Raw genomic sequence first — 21,628 nt, 5'->3', positions numbered from 1 at the left:
AAGCAGCCCTTAGCAGCAGTCGTACAGCACCAGCCGTACAGCACCAGCCGTACAGCACCACCCGTATAGCACCAGTCGTACAGCACCAGCCGTTCAGCCGAAGCACCAGCCGCTCCAACCGAAGGCAGAGGAAGCAGCCATGGCACGCACGACCGCCACGGGACGTAACCGTACGCAGCAGGGTGGGGCGGCGGCGCGCCCGCCGCGCAGGCACCGTACGTTTGGCGACTTCGTGCGCGCGCTCGGCGCGTTCCTGGCGCTCGCCGTGCTCGTGGTGGGTGTGCCGGGCGCGCTCCTGTACTTCATCGGGTCGCCGTTCCCGCACCACTTCGACTCCGACCTGGTGCAACAGCCCATCACCAGCGAGACGTTCGTCAACACGCTGGCCGTGATCGTCTGGCTGGCCTGGGCGCAGTTCACGGCGTGCGTGCTGGTCGAGACCAAGGCGGCGGTCTCCGGCGTGGGCATGCCGAGCCGGGTGCCGGGCGCGGGCCCGAGCCAGTTGCTGGCACGGCAGTTGATCGCGGCGCTGCTGCTCGTCGGCGTGAGCACCGCGGGCCTCGTCCCCGGTCTGTCCCAGCTCGGCCAGGGCAACCAGCACGAGAGCCAGGCGCGGCCGGGCGTGGCCGCCACCGCGCAGCAGACCCCCGGCCAGCAGCACCAGGCACGTACCGTCAGCGCCGCCGTACCGCATCAGCAGGCCGCCCAGCACGCGGCGGGATCGCACCAGAGCGCGGGTCAGTCGGCGCACAAGGACACCAAGTTCTACCGGATCCAGCCGCCCGAGGGCCGGCACCACGACTCGCTGTGGGAGATCGCGCAGCGCCACCTCGGCGACGGCCGCAGGTACAACGAGATCTACCAGCTCAACAAGGACCGCGTGCAGCCGGACGGCTCCAAGCTGTCGCAGGCCAGCCTCATCCGGCCCGGCTGGGTGATGGAGATGCCCTCCGACGCGCACGGCGGCGACCTCGTGGAGATGCCCGTCGCGGCCACGCATGTCGCGCCCGACGTGCAGCATTACGCCGAGCACGGCGGCGCCAAGGACACCACGGCCGAGGGCGCGCACGCCTCCGCCCAGCACGCGGCGGCCGAGCAGGGCGGCGGCGGGACCGGCGCCCAGGGCGGCGGATCGGGCGGTTCCGGCTCCACCGACAGCGCGTCCGCCGAGACCGGCCCCGGCGGTACGGGCACGGCCGGTACGGGTACGGGCGGTACGGGCGGGTCCGGCGGTCGCCACGCGGCCGTCACCACCCCGGCCCACGCCGAGACGGCACCCGAGCACGGGCCCACCGCCGCCTTCACCGCGAACTCCTCCTCCCACTCGCACGGCTTCGACCTGTCCGAAGCGCTGATCGCCGCCCCGCTGCTGGCCGCGGGCCTGCTCGCCGCGCTCGGCCGCCGCCGGCGTACGGCCCTGTGGCAGTCGGTCACCGCGGGCGGCCTGCGCACGCCGCGCACCCCCACCGGGCCGCAGGCCGACGCCGCCGACGCGCTGCGCGTGGGCGCCGACCAGGACACCGTCGCCTTCCTCGACCGCGCGCTGCGCGCGCTGTCCGGCCGCCTGGACGCCGAGGGCCTCAAGCTCCCGACCGTCTACGCCGCGTGGCTCACCGACGAGGCCCTGCACCTGCAACTGGCCTGGCCCGAGGGCCAGCCGCCGGCCCCCTGGCAGCTCGGCCAGGACCAGACCTTCTGGCGGCTCGACCGCGCCGACCTCACCGAGGACGCGGACGTGTCCGCGGCGGCCCCGTACCCCGGCCTGGTCGCGCTCGGCACGCTCGACGGCGCGCGGCTGCTGCTCAACCTCGAAGCGGTGCCCGGCATCGTCTCGCTGTCCGGAGCCGCCGCCGACCGCGAGGCCGTACTGGCCTCCGTCGCCTCGGAGTTGGCCACCAACGGCTGGTCGGACCGGATGACCGTCACCCTCGTCGGCTTCGCCGAGGACCTCACGGCCCTCGCCCCCGCCCGCGTCCGGCACCTCGCCGACGTGCCCGAGGTCATCGAGACGATGTCCGCGGAGACCGCGCAGCGGGCGGGCGCCCTGCGTACGGCGGGCCAGGACAGCGTCCTCACCGGGCGCACCGGCCGCGCCCAGCACACCCAATGGGCACCGCACCTCGTCCTGCTCGCCGCCGAGCCCACCGAGGAGGAGGCGAACCGGCTGGCCGAACTCGCCTCCGACGCGGGCCGGCTCGGCATCGGCTACCTCGTCGCCTCCAGCCGTCCCGACATGCCGGGCGCCGCCTGGGAGCTGGAGATCACCTCCGCGGGACGGCTGCTCGCCCCGCTGCTCGGCCTCGACCTCGAAGCGCAGGTGCTGCCCGCCGATCAGTACCAGGCCGTGCTGCGGCTGTTCGCCGAGGCGGGCGGCGAGGACGGCCCCGGATCCGGCCCCGACGCCCCGCCGTTCATGGTGGACCTCTCCGACCAGGGACGGCCCGGCGTGTACGCGCGCCTGCTCGGCTCCTTCGAACTCGTCGGCGTCGACGAGCCGTCCGCCGAGCGCAGCCAGCTCCTCCACGAGGCCCTGGCCCTGCTCCTCCTGCACCGCGAAGGCGTCCACCCCCGCGTCCTGGCCTCCGCGCTCTGGCCGCGCGGCGTCACCGAGGACGTACGCGACGCCCTCGTCGAGCGCCTCCGCGACTGGCTCGGCACCGACCCCGGCGGCATCGCCCGGCTCACCATCGACGACACCGGCCGGATCGTCCTCGCGTCCTCCGTCGTCTCCGACTGGGACGTCCTCCAGACCCTCCACCACGAGGCCACCGAGGGCAGCGCCGCCTCCGACCCCACCGCCCGCCGCCGCCTGCTCACCCAGGCCCTCTCGCTGGCCCGCGGCCCGCTCCTCCAGGACCGCACCGCGGGCCGCTACGGCTGGCTCTCCCACGAGATAGTCGACGCCCAACACCCCGTCCTCGTCGCCGAGATCGCCCTCGCGCTCTCCGCCCTCCACCTCGACGCGGCCAAGCCGAAGGCGGCCGTCGCGGCCATCGAGACGGCCCTGGTCGTCTCCCCCAACGACGAGCGCCTCTGGCTCGAACTCCTCCGCGCCACCCAGGCCACCGGCGACCCCGCCCGCCTCCAGGCCGCCGCCAACTCCCTCATCGCCCGCAGCGACTCCCTCGGCGGCCCCAGCCGCGGCCTCCCGCCCCGCGTCGAAGCCCTCCTGGACGAACTGCTCCCCGATTGGCGCGGCAGCATCGCCAACTGACCCTCACGAACTGACCATCATGGCGGGGGAGTATCACCAACCGACCCTCTCCCCACGGACTCTCACGGAGCTTCGATGAACAAGTCCCTCGCCGCCGCGGTCTCGACCGTCACCCTCACGGTGACGGCCCTCGTCACCCTCACGGCCTGCGGTGGCTCGGACGACTCCGCGAGCGACAAGATCACCGACACTCCGTCGTCCCAGTCCGCCCCGTCGCCGACCGCGTCCGCCACGGCGTCGCCGGTCACCTCCGCGACGGCGGAGCCCATGGACTTCCACCTGCCGTCCGACATCAAGGTCGTCATCGACGCCGATGCGACCGGCGACGCCGCCAAGGACGCGGTACTGCACGGCCAGGCCGACACATTGACGGCGCGTCAGAAGCTCTACGTCGACCTGGATCCGGCCTCGAACGTACTGAAAGCGTACTTCTCCGGACAGGCCCGGTCGTTCTACGCTGAGCAGATCGCGAAGCGGAAGAAAGAGGGCCGTACGGTGACGGGGACCTACCGCTACTACGACCGCAAGGTGACGGCGGTGACGGCCGATACCGCGGTCGTGACCTATTGCGAAGACCAGTCCAAGGCGTACTCGAAGGACATCAAGACCGGTGAGGTCCTGCGCACCGCGCCGACCGCCGACGACTACCGCCTCTATACGGCCACTTTGCTGAGGAACGCGGCGGGCGTCTGGCAACTCGACTCCTTCCAGGGCAAAGCGGCCGCCCCGGCCTGCCAATGAGGGCCCCTCGGCGGGCCGTCGTCGGCGCGAGCGTCCTCAATATCCTCGGCGTCCTCGGTTTCCTTGGCGTCGCGTTACTGGGAGCGGCGAGTCCCGCCGTCGCGGGAGACGGCGACCCCATCTCCCCGCCGCCCAAGCCTCCTACGCGTCAGGCGACCTCCGACAACGGCTCCATCAGCGCGGGCGTCCAACTGGACACACGCCACAACGGCAGCGGACGCTCGGTACCGGTGTCGGCGGTGGACCGCAACTGGACGCCGCCGCTGTGCTGGAGTCAGCCGAAGTACGACGCGGAGCAGTACAAGGACTGGGCGCTCGGCCCTGAGAACGTCGGAATCGGTCCCAACGCCGCCCAGATCGCCGAGACCGTCAAGAAGCGCACCGACTTCCACGAAGACGCCAAGGGCGCATGGTGGTTCCGGACCTACGACGTCGACCAGATGACGTCCGGTTCCACGACGCCCGGCCGGGTGGCCGCGTGCACGTCGATCCCCGGCCAACAGTGGGTCGACGCCGTCGCCCCCAAGCCGATGCTCGCTCTCTCACCCCAGGTGCTGTCGGGCCTGGCCTACAAGGCCCTGCTCCTGCCCACACCCCCCGTCCGATTGAGCCCGGCCGCCGACAACCAAATCGTCAACGTCCCCACCTTCGCGTCGTTCACCGGGGCCCTCCCCGACCGTGTCTGGGTGACCGCCAGCTTCGACGCACTCGGCCTCACCATCGCTGCCACAACTGTCGCTGTCCCCAGCGCCCTTCGCATCGACGCGGGTACTCCTCACGCCGAGCCGCAGACGTGTGAATACGACCTCACACCTGCCGCGGGCGGCGGGTACCAGGTGGACTCGTCGAAGGACGCCTGCAACGTCACGTACCGCAAAGCGGGCCCGTACACCCTGCACGCCGAGATCACGTGGAAGGTGACGTGGACGGCGTCGGCGAATCCGAACGGACCGGTGGCGGAGCCGGGCTTGCCGGACGGACTGTCGGGCAATGATGTCGCGGTGGTGGCGAAGGAGGTCCAGACGGTGGTGCGCTGAGCGTGTGAGCGGTGCCGCGTCAAATCCGATTCACCCGTAACCCCGAGGCGGATCGGGGTCGTTGTCAGTCCGTAGGAAACGGCATATGACGGCGACAACGAGGGTGGTCGGGGTACGAGGATGGCGGACCTCAAGGTGACGGATCAGGTGCTCGCCGACTCGGAGCGGCTGTTGACGAAGCTGCACTTCGAGTTCGAGAGCATCAAGGTCCATCGGGACGACCTGCACCACATCTGGGGGTCGGGCGCGGTGGCGGGCGCGATGGACGCGTTCGTCAACAACTGGGCGTGGTACCGCAAGAAGCTCGTCGGCGGCATCGAGTCCGTCGGCGGACTCGTCGGTGCGGCCCGCGAGACGTTCAAGCAGACCGACGAACACCTCGCCAAGAGCGGCTGACCCCCGTGGCGACGACCACCAGGCCGCGCCCGCGCGACTGGCACCCTCTCAGCGACACCGATCCCGCCCCCGGCGACCCCGAGTCCATCCGCGACGAGGTCGCCCACATGAAGCACCTCGCGGGCATGCTCAGAGCCGAGGCCGCCGACCTCAAGGTCATCGGCGCCGGCGACGGCCTCAAGGGCCGCTACGCCACCAAACTGCGCGACGAAGCCCGCGAACTGGAAGTCCGCCTCCGCGAGACCGCCGGCCGCTACGAACGCGTCCACGGCCATCTCACCGCCTGGGCCGCCGAATTGGAGGCCATCCAGTCCGACGCCGACCGCATCCTGCGAGGCGCGCGCTCCGACGCCGAGGCGGCTCCCCCTGAGGATGCCGAATCTGCCTCGGGCGACGACCCGGTCGCCAAGTACCGCCGCTCCCTGACCAGGGTCGAGGCCCACCGCGACGAGCGGGCCTCGCACTACGCGGCGCGTATCCGGCACGAGATCAACGACAAGATCAAGGACAGTTGGTGGGAGCGGCGCAAGAACGAGATCGACGGGGTGAAGGGGGCTATTTCGCTTGTCGCGGATGTGATGAGCTGGGTCGCCACCGCTATTGCCCTGGTCGCGATCGTGATGACTCCAGCGGGCTGGGTCGCGGCACTCGCGATGTGGCTCGCGATCGGCGTTTTCGCCGCGCACCTGCTGCTCGCCTCCGCCGGTGACTGTTCCTGGCTGGACGTTGGCATGGACATCTTCGGCCTCCTCACCATGGGCGTCGGCACGATCGCCCTCAACAATCTCCGAGGCGTCCAGATCGCCACGAAGCTCGCCGCCGAGGCCGCAGCCGAGGAGCGGGCCGCCGCCACCGCCACCCGCGCCTCCCGGTCGGTCCTTGACCGGACCTCCGCCACCGTCAACCGTCGCGGTACCACCAGCGCAGCCCGGGCCACGGCCCGCCACGAGCGCAACATCGCGAAGGCGGCGGCCAAGCGCGCGGGCCGCGCCGCCGCTGCGGGCGAGGCCGCCACCCCCGTGGCCGAGGCCACCCAGCGCGAAGCGGTGCTTCTCGGCGGCGACCGCGAGACGGCGAATCTTTACAAGGACGTGGTCCGGATGCGGGCCGCGTATCCGGAGAGTGGCGCTGTGCAGCGGGCGAGCCAGGGTGCCGAGCGGCACCGACGGCTGTTTCAAGGAGCTTGGGGAGCTGCCACCGCGGCCGACGGTGTCGACAAGATCGTGGGCGATAGCGATGCGATTCCGCAGAAACCTGCGTATGGGCCCTACGGAGACTTCAAGGACCGGTACACGCGGGAGGTCGGAACCACATGGTAAGCGCACGGCAGCAGACGGCGGCTCACGACTTGCTCCGGGAACAGGGGTGTTCTCTGTGAGCGACGTGACGAGTGCTTCCTTGCTCGCGCGCAGCGACAAGTTGGTCCGGTGGGGCGCGGTGGTGCCGTTCGGTGGGCTCTGCCTGATTTCCGTCACAGCTCGCCTGACCGATCCGAGCCGGACCGTCTTCGTCGCGGAGATGCTGAGCTTGTCCTGCGCAGGACAGCTCCTGGTGTGGCTAGGTATGCACGGTCTGCAGCGTAGTCGAGGCTGGGATTCCGGGGTGCTCTTTTACGTGGGGCTCGGCGGATTGATGAACGCCTTGGCGGTCGCTTCGACCGGCATCGTCTACCTCGCGCCCATCCCCTTGCTGGCTCCAGCCACCGCCTGGCTTGCCAAAGTGCGGCTGCGCCGCAAACCCCCGGCGGAGGCGGCCCGGTGACGGCCGCGACCACCCCCGTCGGGTACACCCTCGTGCTGCCCCCGGGCTGGGCCCGGATCCCTCTGCGGGCGGGCACCGCGACGGCGTTGGACGAGAAGGTGTTTCGGGGGATCGAGCGGATTCCGGCGGGGGTGCCGAGGGATGAGGGGATGGCGTTTCGGGCGGAGGTGCGCCGGAGGGTGGAGGGGATGGCGCGGGAGGCGAGGGCGGGGGGTGGGCTGGATCTGTATGTGCCGGTGAAGGCGCGGGCGGGGCTGGTGGTGGGGGCGTCGTTCGTGGTCGCCGAGGTGGCGGGGGAGTGGGCGGGGGAGGAGACGGGGGCAGAGGCCGTGTTGGGGCGGCTGGTGGGGGAGGAGCGGGGCGGGGCGCCGGGGGAAGTGCGGGAGGTCGCGGGGACGTTGGGCGTGCGGTGGGAGTACGTGGAGCCGCCGGCCCTCCGCGAGAGCGAACCGGTGGAGACGTATGCACGGCATGTCGACTACATCGTCCCCGTGCCGAGGCAGGGCGCGGGCCGGTGGCTCGCGGTGGCGTTCTCGACGGTGGGGGACGGGGATCCGGGCAGCGAATTCACCAGGGCGCTGGCCGAGTTGTTCGACGCGCTGATGACGACGTTCCGTTGGAGCTACGCGTGAGCGGGAGCCGGCTGGACGCCCGGCGGGTGGACGGTTCGCGGTGGGTGTGGGTGCCGCCGCAGTGGCCGGTGCCGGGGAGCGAGGGCGAGTTCCCGGACGCCGCCGCGTACGCGCGGGTGATGGCCGAGGCGCACTGGGAGGACAGCGCCTTGACGCCGGGCCCCGGCGAGGTACGGGAGTTGGCCGAGGCGCTGACGTACGGGATGGAGCGGTATCCGCGCGTCTATCCGGGGTACGGGCTGCACTTCCACCTGGACGGCCCGCGCGGGAATCCGCTGGCCGTGTACTGGGCGGAGTTCGACATCGAGGGCGAACTGCCCGGCGAATTGCGGGAGCTCACCCACGCGGACGCGGAGTACGCCGTGGAGCCGCCGATCGTCGAGGACTTCGGCAGTGAGCACTTGGGCACCGGCATCCGCGTGATGCGCTACTTCGTCGACCCGGACGACAACGGCATCACCATCGGCCTCCGTTACGCGTGGCGCGTGCCCGAGCACGGTGCGGACGTGCTGGTGATGACGGCGGCGCCCGATCCGGGGCGGGTGCTCCGGGCGATGGACGACATCGACGCCTTCGCGCGGGCCCTGCACTTCGGCCCCTGACGTCACCGGCTACGCGCTCCGCGCCCGTAGCGCCGTCTTCTTGGCCTGGTTGCCGCACACGTCCATGGAGCACCAGCGCCGCGTCCCCGGACGGGACTGGTCGAGGAAGACGGCGCCGCAGGTCGGGGAGGCGCAGGGGCGCAGGCGCGGCAGCAGTTCGGGAGTGGCGGCGAGGTCGAGGGCGTCGCGGGCGATCAGGGCGAGGGTCGCGGCGAGGGGGTCGTCCGCGTGCCACTGGAGGTCGCCGGAGGGGGCGAGGCGGGGGGCGGGGACGGCGTGGGCGGCGGCGCGGTTGAGCCGGGTGCGGGCGGTGTCGCCGAGGCCGGAGCCGGGGGCCGCGCCGGGTTCCCTGCCGGGGGCCATGGCGGCGCTGACCAGCGCGTGGACCGCCTCGCGCAAGGCGCGGGCCTCGCGCAGCCGGGCAGGTGTGGGCGGGGTGGCGGGTACGTCGGAGCAGGGGCCGCACTGCCGTACCCAGGCGATCAGCGCCTCCGGATCGGCCAGCTCCTCGGTGACCGCGGGCGTGCCCCGGTAGCGCAGTGTCCGCAGGTAGTCGAGGCACAGCCGCCCGGCGCCCTCGCGGAAACGCGGCTGAGTACGGCCGCCGTCCAGGGCCGGGGCGTAGGCGTCGATGCCGTTCGCGGTCATACGGGCCACTCTACCGGGGAACCGGTTTAACTGGTACCTTCGGAACTGGTTAAACCGGTTTCCACTTCGACGAGGTATCGATGTCCCAGCCGTCGTCCGACGCACCGTCCCCAGGGCCCGAACCCGTGCACATACCCGCGTCCGGACCCGCCGCCGCAGGGCCCGGACACGCAGTCGGCGCCACACCGGTCCCCGTGCCGGGCCCGCCCCGCCGCCTCATCGTCCTGCTCGCCGTCGCCTGCGGCCTGACCGTCGCCAACCTCTACTACGCGCAGCCGCTGCTCAGCGAGCTGCGCCAGGCGTTCGGGATCGGCGCGGTCGCCGCGGGCAGCCTCGTCACCGTCTCCCAACTCGGTTACGCCGCCGGCCTGCTGCTCATCGTCCCGCTCGGCGACGTCATCGAGAAGCGCCGCCTCGCCACCGTCCTGCTCGCCCTCACCATCGCCGGTCTGGTGCTGGCCGGTCTCGCACCGGGCTTCGCCGTCCTGCTCGCCGCGCTGCTAATCGTCGGCACGACGCTCGTCGTCGCCCAGATCCTCGTGCCCTTCGCCGCCGACCTCGCGCCAGACGAGAGCCGCGGCAAGGTCGTCGGGCAGGTGATGAGCGGCCTGCTGACCGGCATCCTGCTGTCCCGTACCTTCGGCAGCCTGCTGGCGGACGCGACCAGTTGGCGGGTCGTCTACCTGACCTCGGCCGGGCTGATGACCGTACTGACCCTGGTACTGCGCAGGTCCCTGCCGCGCCGCGCTCCCGGAGCCGACGCCGCCACGCTGTCGTACGGGCTGCTGCTGCGCTCCACCGCCCGCCTGCTGCGCGTCCATCCGGCGCTGCGGCGCAGGGCGCTGTACCAGGCCGCGATGTTCGGCGCCTTCAGCGTCTTCTGGACCACCATCTCCTTCGTTCTGACCAGCGATCCCTTCAACTACAGCCAGTGGCAGGTCGGCCTCTTCGCGCTCGCGGGCGCGGGCGGCGCACTGGTGGCACCGCTCGCCGGACGCTGGGCCGACCGCGGCCTGGTCCGGCCGATGACGGCCGTCGCCTTCGTCACCGCGGCCCTGGCCTTCGGCCTCGCCGGGGTGGGACGGCACAGCGTCATCGCGCTCGGCGCCGCCGCGGTGCTTCTCGACATGGCCGTGCAGACCACCCTGATCCTCGGCCAGCAGGTGATCTACCGGCTCGACGGCCAGGCCAGGTCCCGGCTCAACAGCGCCTTCATGGCCACCTTCTTCGTCGGCGGCGCGATCGGCTCACAAGCCGGTTCCTACGCTTACCACGCCGGTGGCTGGACCTCGGTGGCCCTGCTCGGCGCCGCCCTGCCCGCCCTCGCGCTGCTCTACTGGATCGCGGAATGGCGCGGCCCGCGGCGCCGCGCCGACCGAGCGGACGGCATCGACACGGCCGGCACCGCCGACAGGAAAAGCAGCACAGTCCGGGCAGGCAAGGACGGCAGCACAGGCCGGGCAGGCAAGGACGGCACCGCCGTCAACGACCACCTGCCACCGGCCCCGTCCGTCACGCCTTCGCCACCACCCCCAGGATCTCCGGAAGACGATCGAGCAGCCGCGGAGCGGTGAACCGCAGCGAGACCGCCGCGACCGCGAGCCCGTACAGCGCGCCCACCGGGAGCACCACCCACAGCAGCGAATGGAGATCGTTGAAGTGGAGGGCGAGGGTCAGCGCGATCACCGGTAGCGACAGGGCCGCGCCGCTGAAGGTGCCGCCGACGACGTTCAGCGCGACGAGACCGCCCTGGCCGGGCGCCGCGTTGGCGAACGGGTTGTCCTGCGGGAGCGCGTACGGGTAGCGGACGCTCGCGTAACTGCCGGTCGCGATGAGCGCGCCCAGGAAGGCGAAGGACAGCCCCAGCGTCTCGGGCAGCGCCGACACCCGGTGGAGCAGCAGCGCCGCGCCGGTGGTGACGACGGTGACGTACGGCACGGCGATGGCGGCCAACGTCAGCGCCCGGCCGCGCAGTTCGAGCGCCGCGTCCCTGCGGGTGGTGATCGTCGCCGACACCGTCCAGAAGGCGGAGCCGTCCATGCCGAACTGGTTGTACATCTGCATGCCGAGCAGCCCCGCCGCCCACAGGCACTGGTAGACGGTGCCGTGCTGCACCACCGCGACCAGCGGCAGCAGCAGCCCGACGGCCAGCCCGGTCGCCCACGCCGCCTTCGACCTCGGGTCGCGCCACAGGTACCGGAACTGCCGCTCCATCACCGTGGCCGTCCGGCCGCCCACCAGCCGTCCGGGCAGCAGCCGGGCCGGCAGCGAAGGGCCCGCCGCCGCCCCGCCCCGCGCCTTCGACCCCTCGCGCTCCGGCGCCGCCTGGAGCGTGGACGCGTCGGGCGAGACCATCAGCCGGTGCAGGCTGGCGTGCCACCAGCGCAGGACCAGCGCCAGCACGGCGACGGTGAGGGCCAGTTGCACGACGGCCAGGCCGTACGACCCGCGCGCCGTCGAACGCACCGCGTCCACGGCGGGCGCGGGCGGAATCCAGCGCAGTACGGACGCCACCGAGGTCGCCCGGTGCAGACCGCCGTCGGACGACAACGAGTTGACGCCGAGGTTGACGAGCTGGGCACCCACCGCCACGAACAGACCGCTGAGCAGGGCCAGGTCGCGGCCCTTGCGGCTGGTCAGCAGCCGGGTGTTGGCGGCGGCCACCGCCCGCGACAGCGCCACGCACAGCAGCAGCGTCAGGGCCACGGCCACGACCGCGACGACCCACGCGGCCCCGCCGTGCGCGACCGCGACGACCGCACCGGTCGACACCAGCAGTGTGAAGAGCGGACCGACGCCGATCAGCGACGACACCAACAGCGCCGTTATCAGCGGGCGCGGCCGTAGCGGCAGCATCGCCAGCCGGGTCGGGTCGAGCGTGTCGTCGCCGCCGAAGAAGAACAGCGGCATGATCGCCCAGCCCACGACCAGGACGACGGTCACGGTGACGGCGGCGGACGGTGCGTAGTGGTTGTTCCGCAGCGCGACCATTCCGGCGCCCATGCCGAGCGCGTACAGCATCGCGAAGGCGACGCCGAGGGACCAGCCGACCGTGCGGCCGGTGGACCGGCGCAGGCCGTTGCGGAAGAGGGTGAGCTTGAGCCGTACGAAGACCGGCGTGAGCGAGGAACCGCGACCGGGCGGGGGCGGCGGCGCGGGAGCGGCGAGCGGGGCGGTGGCCGAGGTGGTCATCACTTGCCGCCGCTCAGCCAGTCGAGCGCCTGCCCGTCGCGCCGGTCGGCGCCCACCAGCGACAAGAAGGCGTCCTGGAGCGAGGGAGCGGTGCCGCGCACCTCCGCGAGCGGGCCGCGCGCCACGATCTTGCCCGCGGCCATGACCGCGACCCAGTCGCACAGGCTCTCCACCAGTTCCATCACGTGCGAGGAGAAGACGACCGTGCCGCCCGACTCCGTATAGCGCTCCAGCACACCGCGGATGACCTGCGCGGACACCGGGTCGACGCCCTCGAACGGCTCGTCGAGGAAGAGGACTTCGGGATTGTGCAGCAGGGCGGCGGCCAGGCCGATCTTCTTCCGCATACCGGTGGAGTAGTCGACGACCAGCTTGTTCTGCGCGGCCGACAGGTCCAGGACGTCGAGGAGCTGACCGGCGCGTTTGTCGACCTCGGCGCCCGGCAGACCGCGCAACCGGCCCGTGTAGCCGAGCAGTTCACGTCCCGACAGCCGCTCGAACAGCCGCAGACCCTCCGGCAGCACGCCGATCCTGGACTTCACGCCGACCGGGTCCGTCCACACGTCGTGGCCCACGATCCGCACACTGCCGTCGTCCGGCCGCAGCAGGCCGGTGATCATGGAGAGCGAGGTCGTCTTCCCCGCCCCGTTCGGCCCCACCAGGCCGATGAAGCGGCCCGCGGGCAGCTCCAGATCGATCCCGGCCACGGCCACTTGCTCACCGAACCGCTTCCACAGCCCGCGCACACGCACAGCGACCGGATCGGTGTCTCCGGCCGCCTCGGACACCTCCTCGGCGGTCCTCCCGTACGGCACCGGCCGGTACGGCGTCAGCTTCCGCTGCGACTCCTGCTCCCCCTGCGACCTCTGCGGCTCCGACATGGCGGCACCTCTCCCCGTCTCGCGCCCCTGCCCCCGGCGCGCCGCTGGTCGGACGACGCGCGAAGGTCTACGTCCGACAACCCTAGACGCGACCACTGACAGTGACTGAATGACTCGGGAGCGTGAGCCCCGCGCGCAGGGGTCAGCGGCCCCTCGCCGCCGCCAACTCCCGCCCGCACGCGTACGCCAGCGGACTCAGCAGCTCCTCGACGTCCGGCAGCCACCGGTTCAGGGCGGTCGGCTGCCGCGCCCACTGCACCGAGGCGCCCGGCCCCGTCCGCGTCGGCGGCGCGGCGATCCAGTCGCCCTCGCCGCGCACCCGCAGGTCGAGCGAGCCGGGCGCCCAGCCCAACTTCCGCAGCAGATCGGGCACCTTGACGGTGGCGCCGGGCAGGACGAAGAAGACCAGCCTGCGGTCGGGCGTGCAGATCACCGGGCCCAGCGGCAGATCCATCCGCTCCATCCTGGCCAGCGCCAGGCACCCCGCCACCTCCGGCACGTCGACCGCGTCGAACGTACGGCCCGTCGGCAACAGGACCGAGGCGCGCGGCTGCTTGCCCCACATGCGCCGTACCGCGTCGGCGCTGCCGCTGGCGTGCGCCGCCCAGTCGGGCCGGGTCGGGTGGGCGCCGGGAGCAGGGCAGGTGGGAGACGCGCAGGAGCACAGCGCGGGGCCGCCCGTGTCGTCCTCGATCCAGGAGCCGGGGAGCACGTCCCAGTGCCGCTCCTGCGCGTATCGGACGGCCGTGTCGAGAAGTTGGGCGGTGAGCTGCCGCGGTGCTCCGATGGTGTCTTCCACGCGCTGCACAACTTCCCTCGTCAGCGTGAGTTACGGGGGCCGGGCCCTCGGCTCATGGCGGGCGCACTGGTGCACGCCCGGGGGCGCGTGCGCGATCCGGGCCCGTATTCGGGTAGTCACTTGGGGTCCGCGTGTCGTTCCGCTCGTTCCGCTAAAGGCGAAAACGACATGAAATGCCGCTCTAACAGGGCATTTTTCGGTGATGAGATGGGCACCTGTCACCAGGACGAGGTACGCATCGTCGAAGTGGGGGAATTGATGGCCGCACGACCGCTCGTGGCTCGGCAACCGAACGAACGGCTTCAGGCACTTATCCAGGAGGCCGGCTGCTCCAACGCCGGGCTCGCCCGCAGGGTCAACATGTGCGGCGCCGAACACGGCCTCGACCTGCGGTACGACAAGACGTCCGTGGCCCGCTGGCTGCGGGGTCAGCAGCCGCGCGGCCGGGCCCCGGCCATCATCGCCGAGGCGATCGGCCGCAAGCTGGGACGCGCCGTGTCCATCGACGAGATCGGCATGGCCAACGGCAAGAACCTGGCCACCGGCATAGGTCTGCACTTCGCGCCGACCGTCCTCGGCGCGATCGAGCAGGTCTGCGAGCTGTGGCGCAGCGATGTCGGCCGCCGCGACTTCCTCACCGGTTCCACGGTCGCCGCCTCCGCCCTCGTCGAGCCCAGCCGCGACTGGCTGATCACCCGCCCCGACCAGGGCGTCGCCCGCAACGGCGGTGCCAGGGTGGGCATGTCGGACGTCGAGGCCGTCAAGGCGACGACGCAGGCGCTCACCGACCTGGACCACCGCTTCGGCAGCGGACACGTCCGCCCGGTCGTCGTCCATTACCTCAACAGCGTGGTGTCCGGGTTACTCGCGGGCACCTACCGCGACCAGGTCGGCAGGGAACTCTTCGGCGCCGTCGCGCGGTTGACCGAACTGGCGGGCTACATGGCCGTCGACACCGGACAGCCCGGACTCGCCCAGCGCTACTACATCCAGGCGCTGCGCCTGGCCCAGGCGGCGGGCGACCGCGGCTACGGCGGCTACATCCTCGCGGCCAGCATGAGCCACCTCGCCGCCTCGCTCGGCAACCCGCGCGAGATCGCCCAACTCGCCCGCGCGGCACAGGAAGGCGCCCGCGGCCAGGTGACACCCACGGCGGAGGCGATGTTCTACGCCGCGGAGGCCCGCGGCCACGCGCTGCTCGGCGACGCCCGCACCTTCGCCACCGTGGCCAACCTCGCGGTCGAGTCCATGGAACACTCCCGGCCCGACGACGACCCGCCCTGGATCGCCCACTTCGACCACGCCTACCTCGCCGACGAACTGGCGCACTGTCACCGCGACCTCGGCCAGGCCGCGCCCGCCGCGCGCCGCGCGGAGGAAGCGCTCGCCGCGCACCCCGAATCGCGCACCAGGCGCCGTGCCATCGACATGCTGCTGCTCGCCGACGCCCAGGTGCAGCAGCGCGAACTGGAAGAGGCCTGCAACACGGGCACCCGCGCCGTCACCCTTCTGGCCGGTCTGCGCTCCAACCGCGGCGCGGAGTACCTGGACGACTTCCGCCGCCGCCTGGAGCCCTACGCGGCCGAGCCCGTGGTCCGCGAGTTCGGTGCCCGTCTGGAGGAACAGGACGCCGCATAGCGGACCATCACCGAATCGTTACGCGACCGACACCGCGTCCCCGCGCGGTGGCCAAAGCGCTGGAGAGACCTTGCGGGAACGGGCCCGGTACGCCCGGTACTTCCGCCCTCTCGGTGTGTCATGACGTTCACTCGTTCGGGTACGTGGTTGATGGTCCGGTTAACCCGGTAGCGTTGGCGGATGGTTCGGAAGGATCCGGCAACGGACGACAGGGCATAGGCGGGAGTCAGCGGCGATGCACACCGACGGACGCGGCGAGGAGACGCCTGAGGCGTACCGGGGCGTCGTGGTGCCCGCGGGGCGGCAGCAGCCGCCCTACGGGGAACATGTGCAGCCGGCCGGCGGCTCCCCCTGGGGCGAGCCCGCCCCGCTGCCCGAGCCCGCCGACGCCACCCAGATGCTGCCGCCGTATCCCGGGAGCATGCCGCCGCCCGCCGTCCCGGTGGCCGACGCCACGCAAATGCTGCCCCCGTACCCCGGCGGCGACCCCGGCATGCCGATGGCCGCCGCGAGCCAGGGGCCGGGCCCCGTACCGCCGCTGCCGCCCGTACCGCCGCAGGCGCCGCCCGCGGCCCCGCAGCAGCAGGCCGCCGACGCCACCCAGGCGCTGCCGCTGTCCATCTTCCAGGACCGCGACCAGCAGGAACAGCAGCCGCAGTACGGCGGCCCGCAGTCCCCGCCCCCGCAGCAGTCGTACGAGCAGTCCTTTGAGCAGCCTTACGACGGCTACGGGCAGCAGGGGTACGACCAGCAGCAGTCGTACGGCGGCCAGCAGCAGTACGGCCAGCAGTCGTACGACCAAGGTCAGGGCCAGGGTCAGGGCCAAGGTCAGGGCCAGGGCGGCGGCGGGTACGAGGAGCAGCCCCAGACGGGGCCGCAGCACGACAGCGACTACGACCACCTGTTCCGCAGCGACGTGCCCGGCCCGGAACCGCTGCGCCAGCGGATCATCCAGCCGCCGTCCCAGCAACAGCAACAGAAGCAGTACGGGCAGCAGCAGGGCGGCATGGGCCAGCCCCCGCAGCAGCCGTACGACCCCGGTTACGGCTACGACGGCGGGCACGGTCAGGACGACGGTCCGCGCCGCAGGCTGTCGCCCCTCATGGTGATCGGCATCGTCGTCGCCGGGTGTGTGGTCGCGGGCCTCGTGGTCGGCGGGCTGTTGAACAAGGGCGGCGACGCCAAGACGGACAACACCGCGTCGAAGAGCGGCACCCCGGCGTCCTCCGCGCCGAGCACGTCCGCGAGCGGCAGCACCGATTCCGCGGCCGACGACGCCGTCAAGCAGCAGGCGCAGGGCCTCGACGCGCTGCTGAAGACCAGCGGCAACAGCCGCAGCTCCGTGGTGAGCGCGGTCGAGTCGATCAAGAACTGCAAGAATCTCGGGCCCGCCGCCGCCGACCTGCGGTCCGCCGCCACCCAGCGCACCGGCCTGGTCACCCAGCTCGGCGGCCTGTCGGTGGACAAGCTGCCCAACCACGCCGACCTGACCGAAGCCCTCACCAAGGCGTGGCAGGCCTCGGCCGCCGCGGACGGCCACTACGCGAACTGGGCCGACCAGGCCGCGCACAACCACAGCGTCTGCAAGGGCGGCCACGCCCGCAGCACCGGCGAGGCCCAGGACGGCAACCGCGAGAGCGGCACCGCCACCGAGCAGAAGAAGCGCGCGGTCCGGCTGTGGAACGCCATAGCGAAGCAGTACGGGCTCACCGAGCGGCAGTACAGCCAGCTCTGAGCGGGGGCTGTTGGTTGACGGGGCCACGCGCGTATACGCGTCACCGCGCGTTTCCTTGCGCGCCTGTGCGCTCCCGTGCGCTTATATGCGTGCGTACGCGGACGGACGGTGACGGAGCCGACACGTCCGCGCCCGACCGATGAATCCGCGCCGACGCGGCAGTCTTCCTCTCGACCGCACCACGCGAGAGGTGGACCGATGACGCATTCCACGAACAGTTCCACGACCGATCCGGCGGCGGGCCTGCGCGGCGTCCTGGAGCCGTACATCGACAACGGCACGATTCCGGGTGCGGTGGGTCTGGTGGCGCGCGGCGACCGGGTGGAGGTCGCAGCGGTCGGTTCCGCGCACCTTGAGGGTGCCGTGCCGATGGCCAGGGACGCGATCTTCCGGATCGCCTCCGTCAGCAAACCGATCACCGCCGCCGCCGTGATGATGCTCGTCGACGACGGCCGGATCGCGCTGGACGACCCCATCGCCACCTGGCTGCCGGAACTGGCGGCGCCGGTCGTCGTCCGCACCCCGGACGCCCCGGTCGACGACGTGGTCCCGGCCGCCCGGCCGGTCACCGTGGCCGACGTGCTCACCTTCAGGGCCGGGTACGGCATGCCCAGCGACTTCTCACTCCCCGCCCTGCAACCGCTGTTCACCGAGCTGAAGCAGGGCCCGGCGCGGCTGTCGGGCTTCGCGGGCCCCGACGACTGGCTGGCGGCGCTGGCCCGTATCCCGATGCTCCACCAGCCGGGAGACGCCTGGCTGTACAACACCGGCTCGGACATCCAGGGCGCGCTGATCGCCCGGGTCTCGGGCCGCTCCTTCGCCGAGTTCCTCGCCGAGCGGATCTTCGAACCGCTCGGCATGGCCGACACCGGCTTCACCGTGGCCGCGACCGCGCTCGACCGGCTGACCAGCGCCTACGGGACGGGCGCGGACGGCGGTGTCGAACTGTCGGACCCGCCGGGCGAGGAGTGGACCAAGGCGCCCGGTTTCACCTCGGGCGCGGGCGGCCTCGTCTCGACCGTCGACGACTGGTTCGCCTTCGCCCGCATGCTGCTCGCCGAGGGGACCGTGGACGGCCGCAGGCTGCTGTCCGCGCGGTCGGTGCGGATGATGGCCACCGACCACCTGACGCGGTCCCAGCGCGACGCGAGCGAGCTGTTCCTCGAAGGCCAGGGGTGGGGCTTCGGCGGCTCGGTGGACGTCGCGGAGACCGACCCCTGGAACGTCCTCGGCCGCTACGGCTGGGTCGGTGGCAGCGGCACCACGGCGCATGTCACGCCGTCGACCGGCGCTGTCAGCATCCTCTTCACGCAGCGCTCGATGACCGGCCCGACGCCGCCCCAGGTGATGCGGGACTTCTGGCGGTACGCGGCGGGGGTGTGAGGGCGCGCGCGTCCTGGACGGGGCGCTAGGAGTTGTACGGGCCGCTCGTGGGCGCTCAGTTCTGCGCGGACGAGTTCTGCCGGAGCGTCTTCGTCAGGTCCACGAAGCCCGGCCGCGCCAGCACGAGCCGCCCGTCGTGTACCACCTGATAAGTGACCTTGGAGTTCACCATCCGGGAGTGGCTCGGGATGCCCAGCAGATCCGTCTGCGTCCAGCCGAGATCCGGGGTGAGGCCGCCGGTCGACAGGTGGGTCGTGGTGTCCATCGCGCGGTGCAGATTGTCCGCGTTCACGCTGGCCTTCTCGTCCATCGCCCGCACCACCTTGGCGAAGACGGTGTACGCGACCCAGGTGGTCTGCACCCCCGGGTCGGCGACGTCGATCCGGTCGTCGCCGAACGCGTACTTCTTCACCACCGACTTCATCTCGGCCCACTTGGCGTCGGACGCGGGCGGGTACCAGCCGGTCACGTACGCGTTCTCCAGCGGGCTGCCCGCGCCGCCGGTCGAGTCCACCACCGACTGCTGCACGCTGCCGAGCACCGAGGACAGCCGCACTTTCGGCTGCTCCTCGCCGACCCGGCGCAGGGAGTCGAAGAAGGTGCTGGTGCGGTCGCCGAGCACCGCGGAGACGCAGGTGGACGGCTTGTTGTTGCCGACCGCGGCGGTGGCGATGTCGGTGTAGTCGTTGGAGTCGTCGGCCGTGAGCATGTCGCGCGCGGGCGGCCGGCCGCCGCTCTTGAGCCCCTGGTCGAGGAAGATCGGGAACTGGTCACCGGTGATCGTGTCGGGCCGCACCAGATTGACCTTCTTGCACAGGTCCGCCAACTGCCGTCCGCTGCCCGCCAGCAGCGCGGGCAGACCGCCGTTGACCGGGTACGACAGCAGGCTCTGGAACTCGTCGGCGGTGATGCCGTAGCCGCCGATGTACGGGATGCCGTTCGACTCCAGGGCGGTGGTGAAACTGCCGCCCTCTTCGCTGTAGGAACCGACAACCGCGACCGCGCCCGCCTTCGCCGCCTGCTGCGCGCAGTCCGTGACGGCGACCGCGTCATGGCGTTCGTTGCAGGTCAGCACCTTCAACTTGCGGCCGTTGAGACCGCCCTGCTCGTTGGTGTACTTCTCGAATGCCTGCGCCATGGCGAGCATTCCCGGCATATTGGTCGATTTCGTGTCGACCGGCGCCCACGTCATCACGACGAGCGGTCCCGTGGAGCCGCCCGAACCCCCGGGAAGCACGCCGCACCCGCTGAGCAGCGCACTTGTGGCCAGCAGCGCGACGGCAGCCGTGCGGACCCTGCGGATACGCCGTTCCCTCATGTCATGCGAAGATTCCGGCCCGCGCCCAACGCCGGGGTGACCACAAGCGAACGGACGGTCACTATCAGGTGAATTACGGGTGGCGTCGGTGGAGAACGTACGATGCGCCATTGTGCAAGGTTCGGAGAAGTCTTCCCGTCGCGGCCGTCACTCCTCCACGATGGGGGGCATGCCGCTCAATGACATGCCCTGGTGGCGCTGGCGCAGCAATGTGCGCTCCGCGCTGCACATGATCAGCGACCCGGTGTTCCAGCGGGAGGTCTGGCAGACCGGCCGCGAGGGATACGGGGACGTCACGGACGCCGTGTACCGGCTCGTCGAGGACACCTGGCTCGACAACTGGTCCGCCGAGAAGTACGTGGGCACGATCTTCCGCGACTCGCAGGAGGCCGCGCTCGTCGACGTCGCCGTGCTGCGTGTCCTCAAAATCCTGCACCAGGTGGGCGCCGACGCACCTGTCGCCGCCTATCTCGACCACCACGCCTGGCCGGAGGCGGTCCGCGCCGCCCGCGACGCCCACATACGGATGTCCGCCGCCGACGGCGACGACCCGGACACGCCGCCGCGCTCGCTGGAGGTGCTGGCGATCTACATACGGTCGGCGTGACCGTCGGATGTTCATACGTCCCCGGGCCGCACCTGGTGCGTGTTTTCCGGTGGCACCTGATTTTCCCCGCGCCACCTGGCGCGCGATATCCGTGGGTTCCGCTTGACGGACAGTCCGACCTGAAGGGGTCGGTTTGTGCGAGGCTGACGGCGTGACCGAACAGCAGCCGCCGCAGCCAGACCCGCAGTACGTCCTCACCCTGTCCTGCCCGGACAAACAGGGCATCGTGCACGCGGTCTCCAGCTATCTCTTCATGACCGGTTGCAACATCGTCGACAGCCAGCAGTTCGGCGACCAGGACACCGGCCTGTTCTTCATGCGGGTGCACTTCTCGGCCGAGCAGGCGGTGACCGTGGACAAGCTGCGCGCCAGCTTCGCGGCGATCGCCGAGGCGTACCACATGGACTGGCGGATCCACCCGTCAGACGAGCGCATGCGGGTCGTGCTCATGGTCAGCAAGTTCGGGCACTGCCTCAACGACCTGCTCTTCCGCACCAGCATCGGCGCGCTGCCGGTCGAGATCGCCGCCGTGGTCTCCAACCACACCGACTTCCAGGAACTTGTGGGTTCCTACGGCGTTCCCTTCCACCATGTGCCGGTCACCAGGGACACCAAGGCCGAGGCCGAGGCGCGGCTGCTGGAGATCGTGCGCAAGGAGGGCGTCGAACTCGTCGTGCTCGCGCGCTACATGCAGGTGATCTCCGACAACCTGTGCCGTGAGCTGTCCGGTCAGATCATCAACATCCACCACTCCTTCCTGCCGAGCTTCAAGGGCGCCAAGCCCTACCACCAGGCGCACGCCCGCGGTGTGAAGCTCATCGGCGCCACCGCGCACTATGTGACGGCCGACCTCGACGAGGGGCCGATCATCGAGCAGGAGGTCGAGCGGGTCGGCCACGAGGTCACGCCGGAACAGCTCGTCGCCATCGGGCGCGATGTGGAGTGCCAGGCGCTGGCCCGCGCGGTGAAGTGGCACAGCGAGCACCGGGTGCTGCTCAACGGCCACCGCACGGTCGTTTTCGCCTGAGCGGGCTCTTTGCTTGA

General features: G+C 71.5%; 19 protein-coding genes. 14 read left to right on the top strand and 5 right to left on the bottom strand.

The window, feature by feature from the left end; translation table 11 throughout:
• Nucleotides 1–139: 139 nt before the first annotated feature.
• From ACIO6U_RS07795 to ACIO6U_RS07760, 8 genes are all read left to right on the top strand, one after another.
• Entirely contained in the window at nt 140–3,214 is a 3,075-nt protein-coding gene (locus ACIO6U_RS07795; RefSeq protein WP_401716519.1) for a BTAD domain-containing putative transcriptional regulator, read from the top strand.
• A 75-nt stretch (nt 3,215–3,289) separates the two neighbouring features.
• A complete protein-coding gene (locus ACIO6U_RS07790; protein WP_401310072.1) occupies nt 3,290–3,955 on the top strand; it encodes a hypothetical protein in 666 nt (221 codons plus the stop codon).
• Nucleotides 3,952–4,992: a hypothetical protein gene (locus tag ACIO6U_RS07785; protein WP_401716516.1), complete on the top strand. Its 1,041-nt coding sequence runs from the start codon at nt 3,952–3,954 to the stop codon at nt 4,990–4,992. Before ACIO6U_RS07790 ends, ACIO6U_RS07785 begins: the two co-directional genes overlap by 4 nt.
• Before the next feature lie 120 nt (nt 4,993–5,112).
• On the top strand, nt 5,113–5,388 hold the full coding sequence (locus tag ACIO6U_RS07780) for a hypothetical protein (RefSeq protein ID WP_401716513.1): 276 nt from the start codon (nt 5,113–5,115) through the stop codon (nt 5,386–5,388).
• Nucleotides 5,389–5,393: 5 nt separating this feature from the next.
• On the top strand, nt 5,394–6,707 hold the full coding sequence (locus ACIO6U_RS07775) for a hypothetical protein (RefSeq protein WP_401716510.1): 1,314 nt from the start codon (nt 5,394–5,396) through the stop codon (nt 6,705–6,707).
• Between the two features lie 55 nt (nt 6,708–6,762).
• Entirely contained in the window at nt 6,763–7,149 is a 387-nt protein-coding gene (locus ACIO6U_RS07770; RefSeq protein WP_401716507.1) for a hypothetical protein, read from the top strand.
• Between the two features lie 86 nt (nt 7,150–7,235).
• On the top strand, nt 7,236–7,781 hold the full coding sequence (locus tag ACIO6U_RS07765; RefSeq protein WP_401716504.1) for a hypothetical protein: 546 nt from the start codon (nt 7,236–7,238) through the stop codon (nt 7,779–7,781).
• Nucleotides 7,778–8,383: a hypothetical protein gene (locus ACIO6U_RS07760; protein ID WP_401716501.1), complete on the top strand. Its 606-nt coding sequence runs from the start codon at nt 7,778–7,780 to the stop codon at nt 8,381–8,383. Before ACIO6U_RS07765 ends, ACIO6U_RS07760 begins: the two co-directional genes overlap by 4 nt.
• 9 nt (nt 8,384–8,392) lie before the next feature.
• Here the strand turns inward: ACIO6U_RS07760 and ACIO6U_RS07755 are convergent, their stop codons facing one another.
• Entirely contained in the window at nt 8,393–9,031 is a 639-nt protein-coding gene (locus ACIO6U_RS07755; RefSeq protein ID WP_401716498.1) for a CGNR zinc finger domain-containing protein, read from the bottom strand.
• Nucleotides 9,032–9,225: 194 nt separating this feature from the next.
• On the opposite strand from ACIO6U_RS07755, the gene ACIO6U_RS07750 reads away from it, so the two are divergent.
• Nucleotides 9,226–10,605, top strand: coding sequence for an MFS transporter (locus ACIO6U_RS07750; protein WP_401716495.1), 1,380 nt, complete (start codon nt 9,226–9,228; stop codon nt 10,603–10,605).
• On the opposite strand, the gene ACIO6U_RS07745 is transcribed toward ACIO6U_RS07750, so the two are convergent.
• The 3 genes from ACIO6U_RS07745 to ACIO6U_RS07735 form a co-directional block, all read right to left on the bottom strand.
• The gene (locus tag ACIO6U_RS07745) at nt 10,544–12,223 is read right to left on the bottom strand and encodes a transporter (protein WP_391162455.1); all 1,680 of its coding nucleotides are present in this window, start codon (nt 12,221–12,223) and stop codon (nt 10,544–10,546) included. The two genes, ACIO6U_RS07750 and ACIO6U_RS07745, sit on opposite strands and share 62 nt — an antisense overlap.
• Nucleotides 12,223–13,104: an ATP-binding cassette domain-containing protein gene (locus ACIO6U_RS07740; RefSeq protein ID WP_391043145.1), complete on the bottom strand. Its 882-nt coding sequence runs from the start codon at nt 13,102–13,104 to the stop codon at nt 12,223–12,225. Before ACIO6U_RS07740 ends, ACIO6U_RS07745 begins: the two co-directional genes overlap by 1 nt.
• 142 nt (nt 13,105–13,246) lie before the next feature.
• Entirely contained in the window at nt 13,247–13,903 is a 657-nt protein-coding gene (locus ACIO6U_RS07735) for a bifunctional DNA primase/polymerase (protein ID WP_391043148.1), read from the bottom strand.
• Nucleotides 13,904–14,161: 258 nt separating this feature from the next.
• On the opposite strand from ACIO6U_RS07735, the gene ACIO6U_RS07730 reads away from it, so the two are divergent.
• From ACIO6U_RS07730 to ACIO6U_RS07720, 3 genes are all read left to right on the top strand, one after another.
• Nucleotides 14,162–15,541, top strand: a complete 1,380-nt coding sequence (locus ACIO6U_RS07730) for a transcriptional regulator (RefSeq protein ID WP_401717150.1) — start codon at nt 14,162–14,164, stop codon at nt 15,539–15,541.
• A gap of 235 nt (nt 15,542–15,776) precedes the next feature.
• Complete coding sequence (locus tag ACIO6U_RS07725; protein WP_401716490.1) at nt 15,777–17,276, top strand: hypothetical protein; 1,500 nt, start codon at nt 15,777–15,779, stop codon at nt 17,274–17,276.
• 198 nt (nt 17,277–17,474) lie between these two features.
• Nucleotides 17,475–18,659 (top strand): serine hydrolase domain-containing protein, encoded by a 1,185-nt coding sequence (locus ACIO6U_RS07720; RefSeq protein ID WP_401716488.1) that lies wholly within the window; start codon nt 17,475–17,477, stop codon nt 18,657–18,659.
• A gap of 55 nt (nt 18,660–18,714) precedes the next feature.
• Here ACIO6U_RS07720 and ACIO6U_RS07715 read toward each other — a convergent pair whose 3' ends face one another.
• Complete coding sequence (locus tag ACIO6U_RS07715) at nt 18,715–19,977, bottom strand: ABC transporter substrate-binding protein (RefSeq protein WP_401716486.1); 1,263 nt, start codon at nt 19,975–19,977, stop codon at nt 18,715–18,717.
• 160 nt (nt 19,978–20,137) lie between these two features.
• Here ACIO6U_RS07715 and ACIO6U_RS07710 point away from each other — a divergent pair, with 160 nt between their 5' ends.
• Together ACIO6U_RS07710 and purU are read left to right on the top strand one after the other, a co-directional pair.
• Nucleotides 20,138–20,584: a hypothetical protein gene (locus tag ACIO6U_RS07710; protein ID WP_391043159.1), complete on the top strand. Its 447-nt coding sequence runs from the start codon at nt 20,138–20,140 to the stop codon at nt 20,582–20,584.
• A 151-nt stretch (nt 20,585–20,735) separates the two neighbouring features.
• Nucleotides 20,736–21,611 carry a formyltetrahydrofolate deformylase gene (gene purU, locus ACIO6U_RS07705; protein ID WP_188279924.1) on the top strand — a complete coding sequence of 292 codons (876 nt, stop codon included), beginning with the start codon at nt 20,736–20,738 and terminating at the stop codon, nt 21,609–21,611.
• Nucleotides 21,612–21,628: the final 17 nt, after the last annotated feature.

The organism is Streptomyces sp. NPDC087422, assembly GCF_044744145.1.
In the GTDB taxonomy this organism is placed as follows: Bacteria; Actinomycetota; Actinomycetes; order Streptomycetales; family Streptomycetaceae; genus Actinacidiphila.
This window is presented reverse-complemented; position numbering and strand designations above follow the sequence as displayed.

Excerpts from the sequence above, each read along its gene's own strand:
- ACIO6U_RS07745 (WP_391162455.1), bottom strand. The coding sequence starts at position 12,223 with ATGACCACCTCGGCCACCGCCCCGCTCGCCGCTCCCGCGCCGCCGCCC.
- ACIO6U_RS07795 (WP_401716519.1), top strand. The coding sequence starts at position 140 with ATGGCACGCACGACCGCCACGGGACGTAACCGTACGCAGCAGGGTGGG.
- ACIO6U_RS07780 (WP_401716513.1), top strand. The coding sequence starts at position 5,113 with ATGGCGGACCTCAAGGTGACGGATCAGGTGCTCGCCGACTCGGAGCGG.
- ACIO6U_RS07725 (WP_401716490.1), top strand. The coding sequence starts at position 15,777 with ATGCACACCGACGGACGCGGCGAGGAGACGCCTGAGGCGTACCGGGGC.
- ACIO6U_RS07755 (WP_401716498.1), bottom strand. The coding sequence starts at position 9,031 with ATGACCGCGAACGGCATCGACGCCTACGCCCCGGCCCTGGACGGCGGC.
- ACIO6U_RS07715 (WP_401716486.1), bottom strand. The coding sequence starts at position 19,977 with ATGAGGGAACGGCGTATCCGCAGGGTCCGCACGGCTGCCGTCGCGCTG.
- ACIO6U_RS07720 (WP_401716488.1), top strand. The coding sequence starts at position 17,475 with ATGACGCATTCCACGAACAGTTCCACGACCGATCCGGCGGCGGGCCTG.
- ACIO6U_RS07730 (WP_401717150.1), top strand. The coding sequence starts at position 14,162 with ATGGCCGCACGACCGCTCGTGGCTCGGCAACCGAACGAACGGCTTCAG.
- ACIO6U_RS07740 (WP_391043145.1), bottom strand. The coding sequence starts at position 13,104 with ATGTCGGAGCCGCAGAGGTCGCAGGGGGAGCAGGAGTCGCAGCGGAAG.
- ACIO6U_RS07710 (WP_391043159.1), top strand. The coding sequence starts at position 20,138 with ATGGGGGGCATGCCGCTCAATGACATGCCCTGGTGGCGCTGGCGCAGC.
- ACIO6U_RS07790 (WP_401310072.1), top strand. The coding sequence starts at position 3,290 with ATGAACAAGTCCCTCGCCGCCGCGGTCTCGACCGTCACCCTCACGGTG.
- ACIO6U_RS07785 (WP_401716516.1), top strand. The coding sequence starts at position 3,952 with ATGAGGGCCCCTCGGCGGGCCGTCGTCGGCGCGAGCGTCCTCAATATC.